Annotated in this window: 9 protein-coding genes; 2 read left to right on the top strand and 7 right to left on the bottom strand. The window is 63.5% G+C overall.

Going from position 1 to position 16,759, the window contains the following annotated elements; translation table 11 throughout:
- Positions 1–51 precede the first annotated feature (51 nt).
- Together J2X57_RS14135 and J2X57_RS14130 are read left to right on the top strand one after the other, a co-directional pair.
- Positions 52–642: a DUF892 family protein gene (locus J2X57_RS14135; protein WP_036116189.1), complete on the top strand. Its 591-nt coding sequence runs from the start codon at positions 52–54 to the stop codon at positions 640–642.
- Between the two features lie 46 nt (positions 643–688).
- Positions 689–1,708, top strand: a complete 1,020-nt coding sequence (locus tag J2X57_RS14130; RefSeq protein ID WP_036116187.1) for a DUF2333 family protein — start codon at positions 689–691, stop codon at positions 1,706–1,708.
- An 87-nt stretch (positions 1,709–1,795) separates the two neighbouring features.
- Here the strand turns inward: J2X57_RS14130 and ppa are convergent, their stop codons facing one another.
- The 7 genes from ppa to J2X57_RS14095 form a co-directional block, all read right to left on the bottom strand.
- Positions 1,796–2,329: an inorganic diphosphatase gene (ppa, locus tag J2X57_RS14125; protein ID WP_036116186.1), complete on the bottom strand. Its 534-nt coding sequence runs from the start codon at positions 2,327–2,329 to the stop codon at positions 1,796–1,798.
- A gap of 62 nt (positions 2,330–2,391) precedes the next feature.
- Positions 2,392–4,518, bottom strand: coding sequence for a prolyl oligopeptidase family serine peptidase (locus tag J2X57_RS14120; RefSeq protein ID WP_309868130.1), 2,127 nt, complete (start codon positions 4,516–4,518; stop codon positions 2,392–2,394).
- Positions 4,519–4,750: 232 nt separating this feature from the next.
- On the bottom strand, positions 4,751–6,799 hold the full coding sequence (locus J2X57_RS14115) for a sodium-translocating pyrophosphatase (protein WP_043692070.1): 2,049 nt from the start codon (positions 6,797–6,799) through the stop codon (positions 4,751–4,753).
- Between the two features lie 118 nt (positions 6,800–6,917).
- Complete coding sequence (locus tag J2X57_RS14110) at positions 6,918–14,288, bottom strand: SpvB/TcaC N-terminal domain-containing protein (RefSeq protein WP_309868127.1); 7,371 nt, start codon at positions 14,286–14,288, stop codon at positions 6,918–6,920.
- Between the two features lie 146 nt (positions 14,289–14,434).
- The gene (locus J2X57_RS14105) at positions 14,435–14,827 is read right to left on the bottom strand and encodes an RcnB family protein (protein ID WP_043692073.1); all 393 of its coding nucleotides are present in this window, start codon (positions 14,825–14,827) and stop codon (positions 14,435–14,437) included.
- A 24-nt stretch (positions 14,828–14,851) separates the two neighbouring features.
- Complete coding sequence (locus J2X57_RS14100; protein ID WP_036116175.1) at positions 14,852–15,274, bottom strand: RcnB family protein; 423 nt, start codon at positions 15,272–15,274, stop codon at positions 14,852–14,854.
- A gap of 149 nt (positions 15,275–15,423) precedes the next feature.
- The gene (locus J2X57_RS14095; RefSeq protein WP_309868124.1) at positions 15,424–16,710 is read right to left on the bottom strand and encodes an amidohydrolase family protein; all 1,287 of its coding nucleotides are present in this window, start codon (positions 16,708–16,710) and stop codon (positions 15,424–15,426) included.
- Positions 16,711–16,759: the final 49 nt, after the last annotated feature.

Below are 16,759 nucleotides of genomic sequence, written 5' to 3'. Positions count from 1 at the left end.
CCCTTAACGTCTCCGGCCATACCTAAACCCACTCTCCCAGGAGACCAGGCCATGGCCAGCAGCAAGCCTTTCATCAGCGATATTGAGAACATCCGTAAGCGTGCGCGTCAGCACATCGACGACGGCGCGGTGACCGCCGGCTATCGCGCCGATCGCGAAACGGTGATCAAACTGCTCAATGAAGCCCTCGCGACGGAGATCGTCTGCGTGCTTCGCTACAAGTTCCATTACTACATGGCACCGGGTATTCATTCGCAGAGCGTCAAGTCGGAATTCCTGGAACACGCCAACGAGGAACAGGGCCACGCCGACCGCATCGCCGAGCGCATCACCCAGCTCGACGGTACGCCCAATTTCAATCCGGAGGGCCTGCTTTCCCGCAGCCACGCCGATTATGTCGAGGGCACCACGCTGGTCGACATGATCAAGGAAGACCTGATCGCCGAGCGCATCGCCATCGACAGCTACCGTGAGATCGTCACGTACATCGGCGACGACGACCCGACCACGCGCCGCATCATGGAAGACATCCTTGCGCAGGAAGAAGAGCACGCCGAGGACATGGCGACGCTGCTGGAGAACCTCGGCGCCAAGGGCGAGCCGACGACGACCTGGGAACCCTCGAACCCCTCCGCGCACTGATTGGGTAAGCTAGGCGCTCACGTTCGCGACGATAAGGAAAGACATCATGAATGCGACCGCCTCACCCGCGCCGACCCCACGTCGGCGCAACCCTGTCGGACTGCTGGTCGCCGTGCCGATCGCGATCCTGATCCTCGTCATCCTGTTCTTCATGTGGTGGTGGGACAAGGAGCCTGAACAGTTCGACCCGGTTACCGTCACCACGGCGCACATGAAAGACATCGGCAGGCCGCTGAGCACCGGTGCCGTCACCACGTATACGCTGATCCGCTCCGTCGACACCCTGATGGACAAGCGCGGTGGCTACCTCAGCAACGACAAGATGCCGCCGGGCGTGTTCATGGACAACATGCCGAACTGGGAATTCGGTTCGCTGACCGCCTCGCGCGACCTGTCGCGCGCGTTGCGCAACGACCTCAGCCGGTCGCAGACGCAGTCCACCGAGGACAAGGATCTGGGCGAGGCCGATCCGCTGCTCAACAGCCCCAACGATCGCTGGTTGTTGCCGAGTTCGGAGTCGCAGTATTCGAAGGCGGTGGACGATCTGGAGAAGTATCTGGGTCGTCTGAGCGATGCGGAAGACGCCAACGCGCACTTCTACGCACGCGCGGATAACCTCGCGGACTACCTGCAGACAGTGTCGGCGCGCCTCGGCTCCCTCTCGCAGCGGCTGTCCGCAGCGGCGGGACAGCTCAAGGTGGATGCGGCGCCCAACGCCGACGTCAGCGGCAACGCCGGCCCGGCACGGGCGGTGTACGTCAAGACGCCCTGGAACAAGATCGACGACAACTTCTACGAAGCGCGTGGCTACACGTGGGCGTTGCTGGAGCAGCTCAAGGCCATCCGCCACGACTTCGCGCCAATCCTGCGAAGCAAGAATGCGGATGCCAGTCTGCAGCAGGTGATTCGTGAACTGGAGGAATCGCAGAAGGCGCTCGGCAGCCCGGTGGTGCTCAATGGTTCGCCGTTCGGATTCTTCGCCAACCACTCGCTGGTGATGGCGAATTACATCTCGCGGGCGAATGCCGCGATCATCGATCTGCGCGGGCTGTTGAACCGCGGGTAACAAAAACAATGTAGGAGCTCGCCCTGCGCGCGAACCTGAAACATCGCGCGCAAGGCGCGCTCCTGCATATGTTGCCGACCGTCGTTCTTAGTGGTCGGCCTTGTAACGATCCATGCCCGCCAGAATCTCGGCCTTGGCCTCAGCGGCGCCGACCCAGCCGTCGACCTTGACCCACTTGCCCTTCTCCAGATCCTTGTAGTGCTCGAAGAAGTGGCCGATGCGCTCCAGCCAGTGGCCGGAAACCTGCTCGATGTCCTTGATGTGCGCGTAGCCCGCGAACACCTTCTCCACCGGAACCACGACGAGCTTCTCGTCGGCGCCGGCTTCGTCGGTCATCTTCAGCATACCGACCGGGTGGCAACGGATCACCGAGCCCGGGACCAGCGACAGCGGCAGGATCACCAGGGCGTCCAGCGGATCGCCGTCTCCGCCCAGGGTGCCAGGCACATAGCCGTAGTTGCACGGGTAGCGCATCGGCGTGGAGAGGATGCGGTCGACGAAGATCGCGCCGCTTTCCTTGTCCACTTCGTACTTGACCGGCTCGGCGTCCTTGGGGATTTCGATGATGACGTTGATTTCGTCCGGCACATTCTTGCCGGCGGGAACGAGATGCAGACCCATGGGATTCCTTGACGATTCAGTGGGGTAGAAGAACGGCCGGGTAGCATAAAGCCTTTTGCGGCCTATTTCAGGTGGTCCCAGAGGTACGTGTAGCTCAGTGCGTTCATGAAGGCCGACTGCTTGTTGTCCGCCGCCGCGCCGTGTCCACCCTCGAGGTTCTCGTACAACGCCGCGTCGAAACCCATGGCCTGCATGCGGGCCGCCATCTTGCGGGCATGCACGGGGCCCACGCGGTCGTCGCGGGTCGAGGTGGTGAACAGCACCGCCGGATAATGCGTGCCCTTGTGCAGGTTGTGGTACGGCGAGAAGGTCTGGATGTACTTCCACTCCTCCGGCTTGTCCGGGTCGCCGTATTCCGCCATCCACGAGGCACCGGCCGACATATGCGTGTAGCGCCTCATGTCGAGCAGGGCGACCTGGCTGACCACCGCGCCGTACAACTGGGGGTACCGGGTCAGCATATTGCCGGCCAGAAGACCGCCGTTGCTGCCGCCCATCATGCCCAGATGCTTCGGACTGGTGATCTTGCGGTCGATCAGGTCCTGCGAGACCGCCGCGAAATCCTCATAGGCGCGGGGACGGTTGGCCTTGACGGCCGCCTGGTGCCAGCGTGGGCCGTATTCGCCGCCGCCACGGATATTGGCCACGACGTAGACGCCACCCTTTTCCAGCCAGGCGCGGCCGACGCCGCCCGAGTACATCGGCTGCAGCGAAATCTCGAAGCCGCCGTAACCGTAGACCAGCGTCGGGTTGCTCCCGTCGGCCTTCATCCCGTTCGGCGCGATCTCGAAGTAGGGCACCTTCGTGCCGTCCTTCGAGGTGGCGAAGTGCTGGCTCACGGTGAATGTCGAGCCGTCGAAGAAGGCCGGGCTGTGCTTGATCGCCTCGCCTTCGCCCTGACCGATCACGCCGTAATAGAGCGTCGTTGGCTGGGTATAGCCCGACACGGTGAGGAAGTACTCGTCGCTCTCATCCGCATCGATGCCGCCAGCCTGCACCGTGCTCAGCGCCGGTGCTCCGCCCAGGGGTTCGCTCTTCCACGGGCCCTTGTCGGCCGGCGTCAGCACCTGGATCTGGCTGACCACGTCACGCATCACATTGAGGATCAGGTGATGGCGCGTCCACGAGTGGCCAGCCAGCGAGCTGTGCTCATCGGGGGTGAACAGCACATTGAGGTCGCGTTTGCCGGCCATGAAGTCATCGAACTTCGCCGCGAGGAGCGCACCGGACGGGTACGTTTTCCCTCCCACCGTCCACGCCGTACGCAACTCGATCAGCAGCCATTCGCGTTCGATGTCGGTTTCGGCGTCGTTCGGTACATCGATCTTGCTCAGCTTGCCGTCCTTGCCGCGCAGGAACACTTCCGAGTTGTAGAACTCGAGCGAGCGCTGTACGAAATCGCGCTGGAATCCCGGCGTCTGGTCGCGGTACGCCGAGATGGACATGTCCTTGGGCGTGCCCTCGTAAACCACCGTCGCCGACGACAGCGGGGTGCCGCGCTTCCATTCCTTCACGATGCGCGGGTAGCTCGATTCGGTCATGGAGCCGGGGCCGAAGTCCGTGGCGACGAAGAGATGGTCGTCGTCGACCCAGCTGACCAGCGTCTTCGCCTCCGGAAGGGTGAAGCCGTCCTTGATGAACGTCCGGGTCGACAGGTCGAATTCGCGGACGACGTCGGCATCGGCACCGCCGCGCGACAGCGACACCAGGCAGCGGCGGTTCGCCGGACGCAGGCATTGCGCGCCGTGCCAGACCCAGTTTTCCTTCTCGGCCGCCGACAAGGCGTCCAGATCGATCACGGTCTCCCAGGCCGGCTTGTCCTTGCGGTATTCCGCCAGGGTGGTGCGGCGCCAGAGGCCCTTGGGATGCTGCTTGTCGCGCCAGAAATTGTAGAAATGATCGCCGATCTTGCTGACCATCGGGATCTTCGCATCGGAGTCCAGCACCTCGAGGATGCGTGCCTCCAGCGTCTTGAAGTCCGCGCCTTCCGCGTAGCGGCTGACGGTCTTCGCGTTTTCCTGCCGGACCCATGCGAGCGGCTTCGCGCCGTCGATGTCGTCGAGCCAGAGGTTTTCGTCGTCGCCGGCGGCCTGAGTGGCGGGGGCGGAAGAAGTCTTGGGAGTGTCGTGGGCGTGGGTCATGCCACTGAAAGTAAGGGCGATGGCCAGCGCAATCCAGCGTCGGTGCATGGGGTCGGGTCCGTTTGCTAGCGGTTCCCTGACATTAGCTTACGGAAGGCGGGGTCCGGGGCATGACTTGTGGGCTAGCGGGTGCCAGTCCGACGCTGAGGCAGCCGGGCTTTCGCGAGCATGGCTGGCTGCCCCCGGAGCTGGGTACCCCTGGCTCTGGCTCCTACCCGAGCTGGGTATCCCTGCTCGGGTAGGAGCCAGCCCTGCTGGCGATGCTCCTCGCCCGGAAGCCCTACAACAGGGGAATCAACAACAAAGCCACGATATTGATGATCTTGATCAGCGGATTCACCGCCGGTCCGGCCGTGTCCTTATACGGATCGCCCACGGTATCTCCCGTGACCGCCGCCTTATGCGCATCGGAGCCCTTACCCCCGAAGTGCCCGTCCTCAATGTACTTCTTCGCGTTATCCCAGGCGCCGCCGCCCGTCGTCATCGAGATCGCGACGAACAGGCCGGTCACGATGGTGCCGATCAGCACACCACCCAGTGCCTGCGCGCCGGCTTCGGGACCGCCCAGCCACTTGAAGCCGAAAATCACCACCACCGGCACCAGTACCGGCAACAGTGACGGCACCAGCATCTCGCGGATGGCCGAACGGGTCAGCATGTCCACCGCCCGCGAATAATCGGGGCGCGTCGTACCTTCCATGATCCCGGCGATCTCGCGGAACTGCCGCCGCACTTCTTCGACTACCGCTCCCGCCGCCCGGCCCACGGCCTCCATCGCCATCGCGGCGAACAGGTAAGGGATCAGGCCGCCGATCAGCAGACCGATGATGACGTAGTGGTTGGACAGGTCGAAACGCACCTCCGTGCCGCCGAAGTGCAGGTTGAGGTTGTGCGTGTAGTCGGCGAACAGCACCAGCGCGGCGAGGCCGGCCGAGCCGATCGCGTACCCCTTGGTCACCGCCTTGGTCGTGTTGCCCACGGCGTCCAGCGGGTCGGTGACACCGCGTACTTCGGCGGGCAGTTCGGCCATCTCGGCGATGCCGCCGGCGTTATCGGTGATCGGGCCATAGGCATCCAGCGCCACGATCATGCCGGTCATGCTCAGCATCGCGGTGGCCGCGATGGCGATGCCGTACAGACCCGCGAGCGTGTGCGCTCCCCAGATCGCCGCACATACCGCCAGAACGGGCAAGGCCGTCGATTTCATCGACACACCCAGACCGGCGATGATGTTGGTCGCATGGCCGGTAGTCGACGACTGTGCCACGTGACGCACGGGGCGATATTCGGTCGCCGTGTAGTACTCGGTGATCACGACCATCGCGCCCGTCAGCACCAGCCCGATGACGGCGCAGCCGAAGATCCGGTTGGCACCGTAGGAGGAGTCGGCCATCAGCGATTGCGTGATCGGCCAGAATGCGATGGCCGCAAGCAGCGCTGAGACGAACACGCCGGCATACAGCGCATTCATGATCTTGCCGCCGCGGGTCTTGACGAAGAACGTGCCGATCACCGAAGCGACGATCGATGCGCCGCCGAGCACCAGCGGATACAGCACCCCCGACGGACCGACCTCGGTGGCCATGACACCGCCCAGCAGCATCGTGGCGATCAGCGTGACCGCGTAGGTTTCGAACAGGTCGGCCGCCATGCCCGCGCAATCGCCGACGTTGTCACCGACGTTGTCCGCGATGACCGCGGGGTTTCGCGGATCGTCCTCGGGGATGCCGGCCTCGACCTTGCCGACCAGATCCGCGCCCACGTCGGCACCCTTGGTAAAGATGCCGCCGCCCAGACGCGCGAAGATCGAGATCAGCGAGGACCCGAAGGCGAAGCCGACGAGGGCATGCAGCGCGTGCGTGCGCTCGTAGCCCATGTGCAGCAATACGCCGTAGTAGCCAGCGACCCCGAGCAGGCCGAGGCCAACCACCAGCATGCCGGTGACCGCGCCGCCCCGGAAAGCCACTGCGAGGGCGGAAGAAAGGCCGCTTCTGGCGGCCTCGGCGGTTCGAACGTTGGCCCGAACGGACACGTTCATGCCGATGTAACCGGTCGCCCCCGAGAGGAGCGCTCCCAGCGAGAAGCCGATCGCCGTTCCCCAGTCGAGGAAGATGCCGATGAGCAGGAAAAGGACGATGCCGACGACACCGATGGTGGCGTACTGGCGGTTAAGGTAGGCGCGGGCGCCTTCCTGGATCGCCGCGGCGATCTCCTGCATTCGTTCGTTGCCCGGCGATCTGGCCAGAACCCAGCTGACCGAAAATGCGCCATACAGAATCGCAACGACCGCACATGCCAGCGCGATCCATAAACCGTACTGCTGCAGCATCGAAGCCTCCCCGAATTGTAGGAGCCCGCCAAGGGCCCGGGCCGAGTATAGGCAGGGGAGGCGGTCGAAGGTGTTGTGCGCTGCGCCACGTGCGCGGCGTGACGAGAACTGGCTACGATCAAAATTCCAGTTGCCGCGACGTACCCGGACGGTGCGGCGGTGATCGCGGAGTTCTGTTCCCCTGGACGGGTGACCGCGGGGGGCGGTGCCCGGGCGGCGGCATATCCGTGGTGAGCGCTCGATAAAGGATGGGGTGTCGCTGCGCCAACTCCGAGGGGCGGCCGCGAGGAGAGCGGCTTCTATCTTGTCGCGATTCGCCGCGGCTGGAACGTCCGCTCTCGCTGGTGTGATGCGAGCTCCCCGAATTTCTGCTTGATACGCTGCTGGAGCGGCTGGAGCGGCTGGATACGCTGCTGGAACGGCTGCTACCCGATGATGCGTAGTTGCTCTCGGCATCACTGCGATAGTCCGGACGGCGATGTCTGCGCTCATTGTCCGGCCGATTTTGCGATGCGGGTCTCTCAGGCAAGTATCCGCTGTTGTTAGAGCGGCCCGTCTGCACCCGTGCGATGGCGCCATGCGGCACTGGTGCGCCGCTCAGAATGCCGTCGCAGTGATAGCAGGCCACGAATGGCAAGAGTTTCCTATCGATCTGCCCGGTCGATGCTGCACGTCCGAGCTGAATGGATGGTCGTAATTTGACGGTGAATACGATGACTCTCTCCGGGATGTCGTTAAATGCAAGACGACTCGCGAGGATGCGATTTGCCTGGTTGATCGCCTGAACTTCGGCGTGTGCGCCGCCGATACCGTCCACACGCCGCATGGGCCGAACCTCAACGGTGACATCACCCTGATCTCGCGGAGCGGTATGTGGCGCGAGATGCTGACGGATGTTCTCTATCGTCCATTGATGAAGCTCTGCCGGTGCGGCGTGGGGCTCACGGCGGATTGCCCTGCTATCGCTGGCAGAGCGTCTGAATGCACGATTGATGCCGCCGATATACGCATCGAAGTCGGTAATCGCAAACTGACTCGCCGTCCTCGCAGTGCCCCCCTGAAGATGCTGCTCAGCAATGTTGAACGACACGTTGGATCCCCTGATTTCCCCATGCGTCAGCGGCGTTGTGCCGGGGAACGGCCCATCGCCATACACCGGAGCCACTGGATTGACGAAGCCATTCTGCGCGATCCCGACGACCCTGTTGTTCTGAAGGCTTACCTGCAGCGTATCGGCATGCGTCTCCAGCGCATGGGATACGGCCTGCAAGCTGAAAGTTCTAGTGACAGGAATGAAAAATCCCGCGTACGCGGCGCCTCGCTGTAAGGCTTGCTCGCCCGTCTGCCCCTCGCGCAGGCGTGCGGAAACGTAACGTGCGGCGTCGTCCAAGAATAGTCGTCTTGCCCTGGCGATATCGGCTCCGGGCGTGCGCATGCCTCGTTCGTCCTGGTCTCGCACGAGGCGCTCCTCGGGCGTCATGAGCCCATCGACGTCTTCGTGAGTGACGGGGTTGCCGTGGACCATCGCATAGCGATTGAGGCCGGCTGCATCGGCTGCCGGATCCGGCGACATCCATCGCCATTGCCACGCCTCGTAGAATCGGTGGCCGAAGTCCTGGCCTCCCCAGCTTTCCCGTTCCTTGCCGCTGTAACGGACATTCTTCGCCGCTTCATCCGCTTCGGCGCGGGCAGCGCGTAACGCCGAAGTACCGTATGGATGGTATTCCTCGCTCGTCAGCATGGTGCCGCTGTCGTCCACCACATAAGAAGCCGGTCGGGAGGTCGTATCCAGTTCATAAGACACCGCGGGGGAGCCCTGGTGTACCCGCATGCGGAGCACGACGCCTTCTGCCGGCACTTCGAGGACGTCCGTTTCGCCGAGTGAGCCGCTTTGCTGTGCGAGCGCGCCATCGTAACGGATTTCGCCGGTGCCATCGGGTCTCCACCAGGTCTTGCGGAGGCGCATGCCGTCGCCCCCGTACGTGCTGACCTCGTGGCCATCTGGATCGCTCACCGAGCCGAGTTCATGCAGGCGCCCCTCCGTGTCCCAGAGTAGACGTCGTTTGCCGGGCCAGAGCACGGACAACCTTCCGGCAGCGTCGAACCACTGGTCCACGTCCCCTGGGACGGCGCCGGTGGCTGCCGGCAATCCGCGATTGGACAGGGCGGCTACCACCGTGGATTCGGATCGCAAACGGCCATCGTCGCGACGATGTTCGACGTTCACTACGTTATCGGATGCATCGTACTCAAATCGTTGGGTGTAGCCCACGGTGAGCGAGGGGAGTACGGGACCGAGGATCAGCGGAGGAAGGGCACCGTCGACCGGCGACGTCACGGACTCACGGCCCGAAGCCTCGACCAGGCGGTAGCCGCCGTCGTAGCGATAATGGCGCTGGTCGTCATCGCCAAGGTCCAGGGCGATGATGTTACCAACGCGGTCACGGGTGATCCGCGTCTCGTGAAGGACACCGCCCGCTCCGGTCGCGGTGGACTCGGAGATCAGGCGCCCGGTTGCAGCCTCGTACTCGAGGGCCCGGGTCATAGAGCCGAAATGCACCTGAAGTGCCCTACCGGCGGCGTCACGCGAGTCGTATCCGACGACGGCAACAGGCGCATCGCCGGTGGTGAAGACCCGTAGTTCCTTCATCGTGCGATCCGCGGCCCACGATGCTTCTTGCCGGTAGCCTGCGGAGTGGGTGATCGAGACGGGCGCTCCCAGCGCGTCGCAATCCATATGGGTCACCGAAGCTTCCGCTTCGAGCGCGTCGTCGATCGTATCGTTATCGATCCAGTTCGCCAGCACGCCTGCCTTCAGAAGTCGACGCGACCGAGTCAACGGGCGGCCCAGAAGCGATGCACGAACGATATCGATGCGTCCACCTGTGTCGTACGTACATGTCGCCAACGACGCGAGATTGTCTCCCGACGGGGATCTCTCCGGGTCGCGGTAAGCGACTCGTGTGATGGTTCGGCGGGATGTGCCGGTCGCCACGTCGGTAGTGGTCAGCCGCCCGGCGGCATCGTAGGTCCATTCGTGGTCCACACCTGTCGCATCCCGTCGCCAGACCAGGTTGCCCGCATCGTTGATAAGCGACCAGACGTCCCCGGCATCGGCGCTCCACACGTGACCGGCGCCGAGACCTGTGGCGTACGTTCGCACGGCTTGCCCCTGCGGAAAGGATCGTGCGTCGACTACCGATACAGGCTGTCCGTCGAGGTGAAGCAAGGTGCGTTCGATGCAAGGTTCCGTCACGTCCGATGTGGAGCCAGCAAGATAGCGGGTGAAGCGGATAGCCGTGCCGCCCGCATCGAAGGAAACCATCTGCGGTGAGGAAGGAAGCGGGTCAGCAAGGTTTTGCTTCGCGGCGACGCGGTTCTCGTCCTCGTCGACCGTGTACCAGCTAAAGCGCCAGGTTCTTTTCGTGCGTCCCTCGGCATCGGTCGTCGCTGTCAGGCGCGCACGCGCATCCCATGCGAAGCGCGTCGCGCCGACATCGGGAGGTATGGCGCGGTAGAGCCAGTCCTGTGTGCCGTAAGGCAGTGAACTGGCGGCAATCGGGCCATCCGTTATCCAGTGGAACTGCCGTCGCACGGACCATGCCGTTGCTGTTGACGACGTTGCGTGCACTTCCCTGATCAGCCTCCCGAAACCGTCGAAATGCACGATCGAGCGATGAAATTGACGCGCGGCGTCGGTGGGATAGCGATCGGCGACGATCTTCAGAGCATGCGTGGGCTGCCTTTCGGTGTCCCAGGCATTTTCGTTGGCAACCCATGCAAAGCCATGATTCCCCACCGCACTTCCCGGGTCGTCCACGCTCTCGCCGACGGTCGAGGCAGGTAGTGGTGTGATGGGAGATATCTGGCCGAAACCGGTGTCGGACACTACGCCGGCGGAGTCGCGTTGTTTGCCATGGATGGTGCCGCGCCGAAGCGAACCGAAGGCATCCATGGCGATGGAGCGGACGACGCCGTTGGCATCGGTTGTTCGCCACGGCCGAAGCCGGCGGTAGTCGATGTCGAATCGCACGTTCCAACCGACAGGGTCACTGGCGCTGATGACGAACAGGTCGCTGGCATCGTAGCGATAGGACGTCCATCCGATGCTTCGCGCTGGAGAGTCGCGTCGGACGCGGAAGAAATGGTCGCGACCATCGTATTCACGCAGCTCGAGTTCCTCGCCGAGGAGGCCTTCCGATGGACTCATCAAGCGGCTGCGCATAGGTATATGACCGGCGTGATCTGCCATCGTCGCAAAGCGGTCGTCGCCAAGCGCCAACCGGTAGCCGGTCTGCGCTTCGGCGTCGATGCTTGCGACCATGACACATGCGACCAGGCCGTTCAGATCAGGGAGAGCCTGGCCATCGGCTGATACATACTCGGTCGAAGAAAGAGCGACCAGTGCGCGTGTCCCATGAAGGGTGGGGTCGCTCTCTCCCTCGAAGCGCTCGGCGCGGATGGTTGCGGTGGGCAAGGCGACGTTACTCAGGATCATGCGGTCTACTCGCCAGTCTCCCGCAAGTCCAAGTCGCCACGCCTGGCGATCGGAACTGTGCCACGGCATGATATGAGTTTCCACGACGGTCTGAACATGTTGCTGTTCGTCGTGCGAGTCGGCCCATAGTCGGCGGCTTTCATCGTCATCTGGAGGGCATCCCATCTCTCGCGAGCACGCTACGCGGATGGTTCGCCGCGCGATGCCGAAAGCGTCGTGATCGAGATACAGGCCATGCTCTCGTCGAGGATCGCTTTCCCAGCCGGAGCGATCCTCGTTCGCATCCTCGAGCATGAGCGGCAGCGAACAGCCGAAAGGTGCGGCTTCGCCGGCCGCCACGACGCGGCGCACCTGATGTCTGACCTCGGTGAGGGCGATGAGTAGGGTGTTCTCGCCTCCGTTGTCGCACTCGTAAGTTTCCCTTCGACGGAGAGATCCGATCAGCGCATGACGCAGCTCGTTGGCGTCTTCGGGGTTCTGCAGAGGATCGTCACGGTCATCCGAACCGAGCCATTGTGTGAACCGCACTTCCGCTAGCGGGATCGCGCCTGGGGCCGTGTCGTTGAAACCCGTACGCCCATCGTCGACGGACGCGTCTCCAACGTGGTACCAGCAACGCTGTAAGTTGGCGGCGATGCTGTCGTCTCCTGGCACGGTCAACGTATCGATACGTTGAAACCCACGACATATGTTTTCCACGGCGTCGTGGTGGCCGTCGCGATAGGCGTACTCGCGATAGCAGGAGCGGCCGGCAATCTCGTCGGTCAAGGTGATGCGTTTGGCAACGGGTATGGCGTAAGGGAGTCTGTCGATGGGGCATAGCCCTTGGTGAGCGCCGTCAAGCGCTTCCTGCGCACTACTCCGCCAATCCACACGGGTGAGCGCGCCCTGGTGGTTGTCGGTCGTGGCGAGACGAAGGGGGAACGGCAGTCCGATATCCATTCGCCATCTCGTCGGCCGGTTACCCGCGACACCGGGTGCCTGTATCAGCAGGCTGAATCCTCCGCGTCCTGCAAAGTCGCCTGTCTCGAAGTGCCACGTATCGTCCAGCCGGTAGCCGTCGGGCCAGGCACGTATCAGCGCCTGATCGAAACCATGGCCGGATCGGTTAAAGAAAATCAACAACCCCCGGCGCGATGCGTAGAGAATGTCGGCAAGCCCGTCGCCATCGACATCGACCACGAAGAGTCGTGCAGGGTCGAGGTTTTCACCGACATCGAGCTGGCAGACGGCACGACGAGCGGCAAGCCGTCCATGACCCCTGTCGGCCCAGGCGACAACCGCGCCATGGACATCCACCGTGACGAGGTCATTTGCTCCAGGGACCAGGAGCGCGGCGAACGCTTTCCATTCGCGTGGATCCGACCCCGTCGGGAGCGCGTCGGCGAGGTGCGTCTCGGTGCGGGGTGGAAGAAAGTCGCCGGCGGCGTTTCGCGCAAAGATGCGGAGTGCATGCCGTTCTACGATGACCATCGCACGGCGACCTGAGCCGTCGATGTCGACCTCGTGGGCAAATGAAGGGACGTATTCCGTCGGCATGGACGTGCACGAGGTGAAGCGCGTCCATTGCTTGTTCGACCCGATTCGGTTCGTTCCCTTGACGGTGTCGGTGTTGAGCATCCATTCCAGCCGGCCGTCGCAGCTGGCATCGACGAATCGCCAGGGACTGCTTCCGACGAATTCGAGGAGCGATGTGCCAGGTTTACCCGTGCTTGGCATGGGTAAAGCTACGGCCGGCCCGTAGACAATGCCGTCCGCTTCGCCAGGATTTCTGTACGGTTCGGCATATAGCCATCCCACGGTGCTCTGCCAGAGCAGTCCGGGAAGGCCCCCGCCGTAGAGATCGATCAGTCGGATATCGGACGTCCGATCCATCGGGGAGGGGCAGTCGAAGATGCAGGTCTGGCCTAAGGATGCGTCGGGTTCGTTCCAGGTAAGCGTCAGGGGAGGCAGCGCGTGACATTTCTCGTGCTCGTCGTATGCCAGTCGTGTTACTCGCTGGAGCAGGCAATAGCGAGGCGTGGCCGTGTAATCCAGGAGCAGGCGATGCACCAGTACGGGATTCGCCCCGAGCAGGGGGAAGCGATGGAATGCGAGGATCTGACGGCAAAGGCGTAGTTGGCGATGTTCGAATCCATACGCGACATCGCATACCGGGTCGGGTCGTGCTGGCCAAGGCGCGCCGGGCTCATACGACGGACAGGAGGATGGCCCTGTGTCCCGGGCCCCGTAATCGAATATGCAGTCGAAGTGCCAGTCATCGTCAGGCAGGGTCGCGGTTTCCCAGACGAGCAGATTCGCTCCGGGGTGGCGGTTCCCATAGCGGATGCGAGATAGGTAGCGAGCGGAGGTGGAGTCGCGACCATCGTCCGGGTGTCCCACGCCGTCTTCTCGCGCATATTCGTAGACGGTGCGTGCTCCGTGCGGTGAGAGCGATTCCTGGACGCGCCACTCTGCGATCCTCTCGGGGTCGGCGGGGTCGCTCAGTCGCGCGTCGGCGTGCGCGCCATAGACGTGCAGCGTACCGTCCGCATCGTGCACGAGCCAGAAATCGTGTGCGCCTTCCGCTTGCCAATGCTCGATGCGTCTGAAGGCTCCTTCCACCCTGGGAAGGAACTGGCGAACACGAAAGGGCATGGGAAGTGCATCGCCCCGGAACGACGTCACGCTCGTCTCATCCCAGGGGAGAATGGGCGATCCATCAGGCCCGCAGAAATTGTCCGTGTCGTCGAATCGCAACGCTGTTCCGCCCGGGCGTCTTGCGATCGGAAGCATGTTGAGGCTCCAGCCAACACCGAAAGGGCCGGAGGCACAAGTCGACACATAGGAAAAGCGAAGTATGGGTGCCCCCCTGGCTGCGGGAAGCGGCAGGGGGATCTCGAACGAGACCGCTCCACGGATATCCGGATCTTCCCAGTCCGTGCCAATCGGAGGTGACACGACGGGCGCGGTGAGCGACTCCGGCTCGATAACTCCAAGACGAGCATTCATGATGTCGACACATCCATGCGTCAGAGATTGCCGTCTCCTTTATAGCCCGAATCCGCCTTCATGCACGGGCTCAGCGTTCGGATCGGCACAAATCCATATGCCGATCCGGCGCTTCAGACCACAATCCCTTGTTAAGCCTCACTTCGTTACTGCGACAGAATGTCCGCGATCACACCGGTGGCGATCGCCACGAGCAGCAGATCGTTGTTATCGGCGCGCACCCAGTGATAGCCACGTGGCGGTTCGCGGAGGTGACGCTCGCGATAATCGTTCACGACGACCACGCGACCGTCATAGCGGTGACCGCGCTCCCAGTGACCGCCCGGGCGCGGGTGCCAGTCGGCACGACGATCGTCGTGGCGGTCGTCCCGATGGTCGCGATGATCGTCGCGGTGGTCGTCGCGATGATCGTCACGACGATCGTTGCGATTGTCGTGATCGTCGTGGTGCCAGTCCTGCGGCGCCGGTGCCAGGGCGAAAGCCGGTGCGATCGCGCCAGCCGCGGCGATGCAGAAAACCATTCTGGTGAGCATCTTCATGAGCGAGTCCCTGTTAAGCGCGCTTTAGCGCGTGGCGATGTCGAGGATGATGCCGGTCGCCACAGCGACGAGCAGAAAATCGTTGTTCTCGCGGACCCAGTGGTAGCCGCGCGGCGGCGGGCGCAGGCGGTAGCTGCCGTAGTCGTACACGACGACGTTGCGACCGGCGTAGCGGTGACCGCGCTCCCAGTGGCCGTAGTACCGCGGCGGGGGCGGACGGTAGTAGTGATCCGGCCCGTGGTGATACCCGCCGTAGTAGCGCGGCGGCGGGGGCGGCGGACGGTGACCGTGCCAGCCGTTGTCATGATGCCAGTCGCCACGGTCATGGCCGCGATCATGCCCACGGTAGTCACCGTGGCGATCGTGATCGCGGTGGTCGTCGGCGAACGCCGCGGTCGTGGCGACCAGGGCGAGGGCGGCAAAGGCGGTACGAAGCATCATTTTCATAGCCTGTCTCCTGGACGATCGTCTCGCCGTGACTCGCTACGGCCGATCGACGATTCGGATGCTATGAAGGGAAAGCTGAACGCAAAGTCTTACATTTTGAAAGGTTCACGAAAGCGTTCACTGTCGCGACAGCTATTGAACCCGTCGGTTCAGGAAATCGATCCGGGCCGGAACTCAAGTGTCAGATTCGACGGGCGTTCCGTCAGAAAGAGCGCCGAACGCCGTTCAGGTGCGCGGGCAAGGATTTTTCCGCCCCGAACGACCAGAAGACGGGCCGCCTTCAGCCGGATGGCCTCAAAGGCGTCAGCCGCCTGAAGTAGAACGAAGTCCGCACGGTGGCCCGGCTGGATCCCGTAGCCTTCCAGCCCGAGGACGCGCGCGGCGTTGACCGTCACCGCGTCGAAGCAATGTGCGACGCCCCGGGTCGAGGTCATCTGCGCCACATGCAGGCCCATGTGTGCCACTTCCAGCATGTCGCCGGAGCCCATGCCGTACCACGGATCCATCACGCAGTCGTGGCCGAACGCGACATTGACGCCCGCATCGAGCAACTCGGGGACGCGCGTCATGCCGCGACGCTTCGGGTAGGTATCGTGCCGGCCCTGGAGGGTGATGTTGATCAGCGGATTGGCGATGGCATGCACGCCCGCCTCGGCGATCAGCGGTAGCAGCTTGGACACGTAGTAGTTGTCCATCGAATGCATCGAGGTGAGATGCGACCCGGTGACGCGATCCTGCAGGCCCGTGCGCACCGTTTCCGCCGCAAGCGTCTCGATATGCCGTGACAGCGGGTCGTCGGATTCGTCGCAGTGCATATCCACCCGCAGGCCACGTTCGGCGGCGAGTTCGCACAGCCAGCGGACGGATGCCGCGCCGTCGGCCATCGTGCGTTCGAAGTGCGGGATGCCGCCGACCACGTCCACGCCCATGTCGAGGGCGCGGACCAGGTTGGCCTTCGCGGTCGGTGAGCGGAGCAGCCCGTCCTGTGGGAAAGCGACGAGTTCGAGATGCAGGTAGGGCGCGACGCGGCGCTTCACTTCGAGCAGGGCCTCGGTCGCCAGTAGACGGTCGTCACAGATGTCGACGTGGCTGCGGATGGCGAGCAGGCCCTGGGCCACCGCCATGTCGCAGTAGGCCATGGCGCGGTCGACCAGCGCCTGCTGCGTGAGGTCGGGCTTGAGTTCGCCCCACAGTGCGATGCCTTCGAGCAGGGTGCCGGAGGCGTTGAGGCGTGGCAGGCCCAGGGACAACGTCGCATCCATGTGGAAATGCGCGTCGACGAACGGCGGGCTGACCAGACGGCCGTGCGCGTCGATCTCTTCGACGCCCTTTGCCGGAAGCGCCGGCTGGATCGCTGCGAATCGCCCGCCCTCGATGCCGATGTCGACGTCCTTGCGGCCGTCGGGAAGCGTGGCGTGACGGATGATGAGGTCCATGGTGGGCGCCAGTGTTTAAAGCAGGGATGATAACGGGCGGGTCGCTGGC

This window comes from Luteibacter sp. 1214, from assembly GCF_031455395.1.
Classification (GTDB): domain Bacteria; phylum Pseudomonadota; class Gammaproteobacteria; order Xanthomonadales; family Rhodanobacteraceae; genus Luteibacter; species Luteibacter mycovicinus.
This window is presented reverse-complemented; position numbering and strand designations above follow the sequence as displayed.

Coding starts and splice junctions, on each gene's coding strand:
- J2X57_RS14130 (WP_036116187.1), top strand. CDS start 689: ATGAATGCGACCGCCTCACCCGCGCCGACCCCACGTCGGCGCAACCCT.
- J2X57_RS14100 (WP_036116175.1), bottom strand. CDS start 15,274: ATGAAAATGATGCTTCGTACCGCCTTTGCCGCCCTCGCCCTGGTCGCC.
- J2X57_RS14095 (WP_309868124.1), bottom strand. CDS start 16,710: ATGGACCTCATCATCCGTCACGCCACGCTTCCCGACGGCCGCAAGGAC.
- J2X57_RS14110 (WP_309868127.1), bottom strand. CDS start 14,288: ATGAATGCTCGTCTTGGAGTTATCGAGCCGGAGTCGCTCACCGCGCCC.
- ppa (WP_036116186.1), bottom strand. CDS start 2,329: ATGGGTCTGCATCTCGTTCCCGCCGGCAAGAATGTGCCGGACGAAATC.
- J2X57_RS14115 (WP_043692070.1), bottom strand. CDS start 6,799: ATGCTGCAGCAGTACGGTTTATGGATCGCGCTGGCATGTGCGGTCGTT.
- J2X57_RS14105 (WP_043692073.1), bottom strand. CDS start 14,827: ATGAAGATGCTCACCAGAATGGTTTTCTGCATCGCCGCGGCTGGCGCG.
- J2X57_RS14135 (WP_036116189.1), top strand. CDS start 52: ATGGCCAGCAGCAAGCCTTTCATCAGCGATATTGAGAACATCCGTAAG.
- J2X57_RS14120 (WP_309868130.1), bottom strand. CDS start 4,518: ATGCACCGACGCTGGATTGCGCTGGCCATCGCCCTTACTTTCAGTGGC.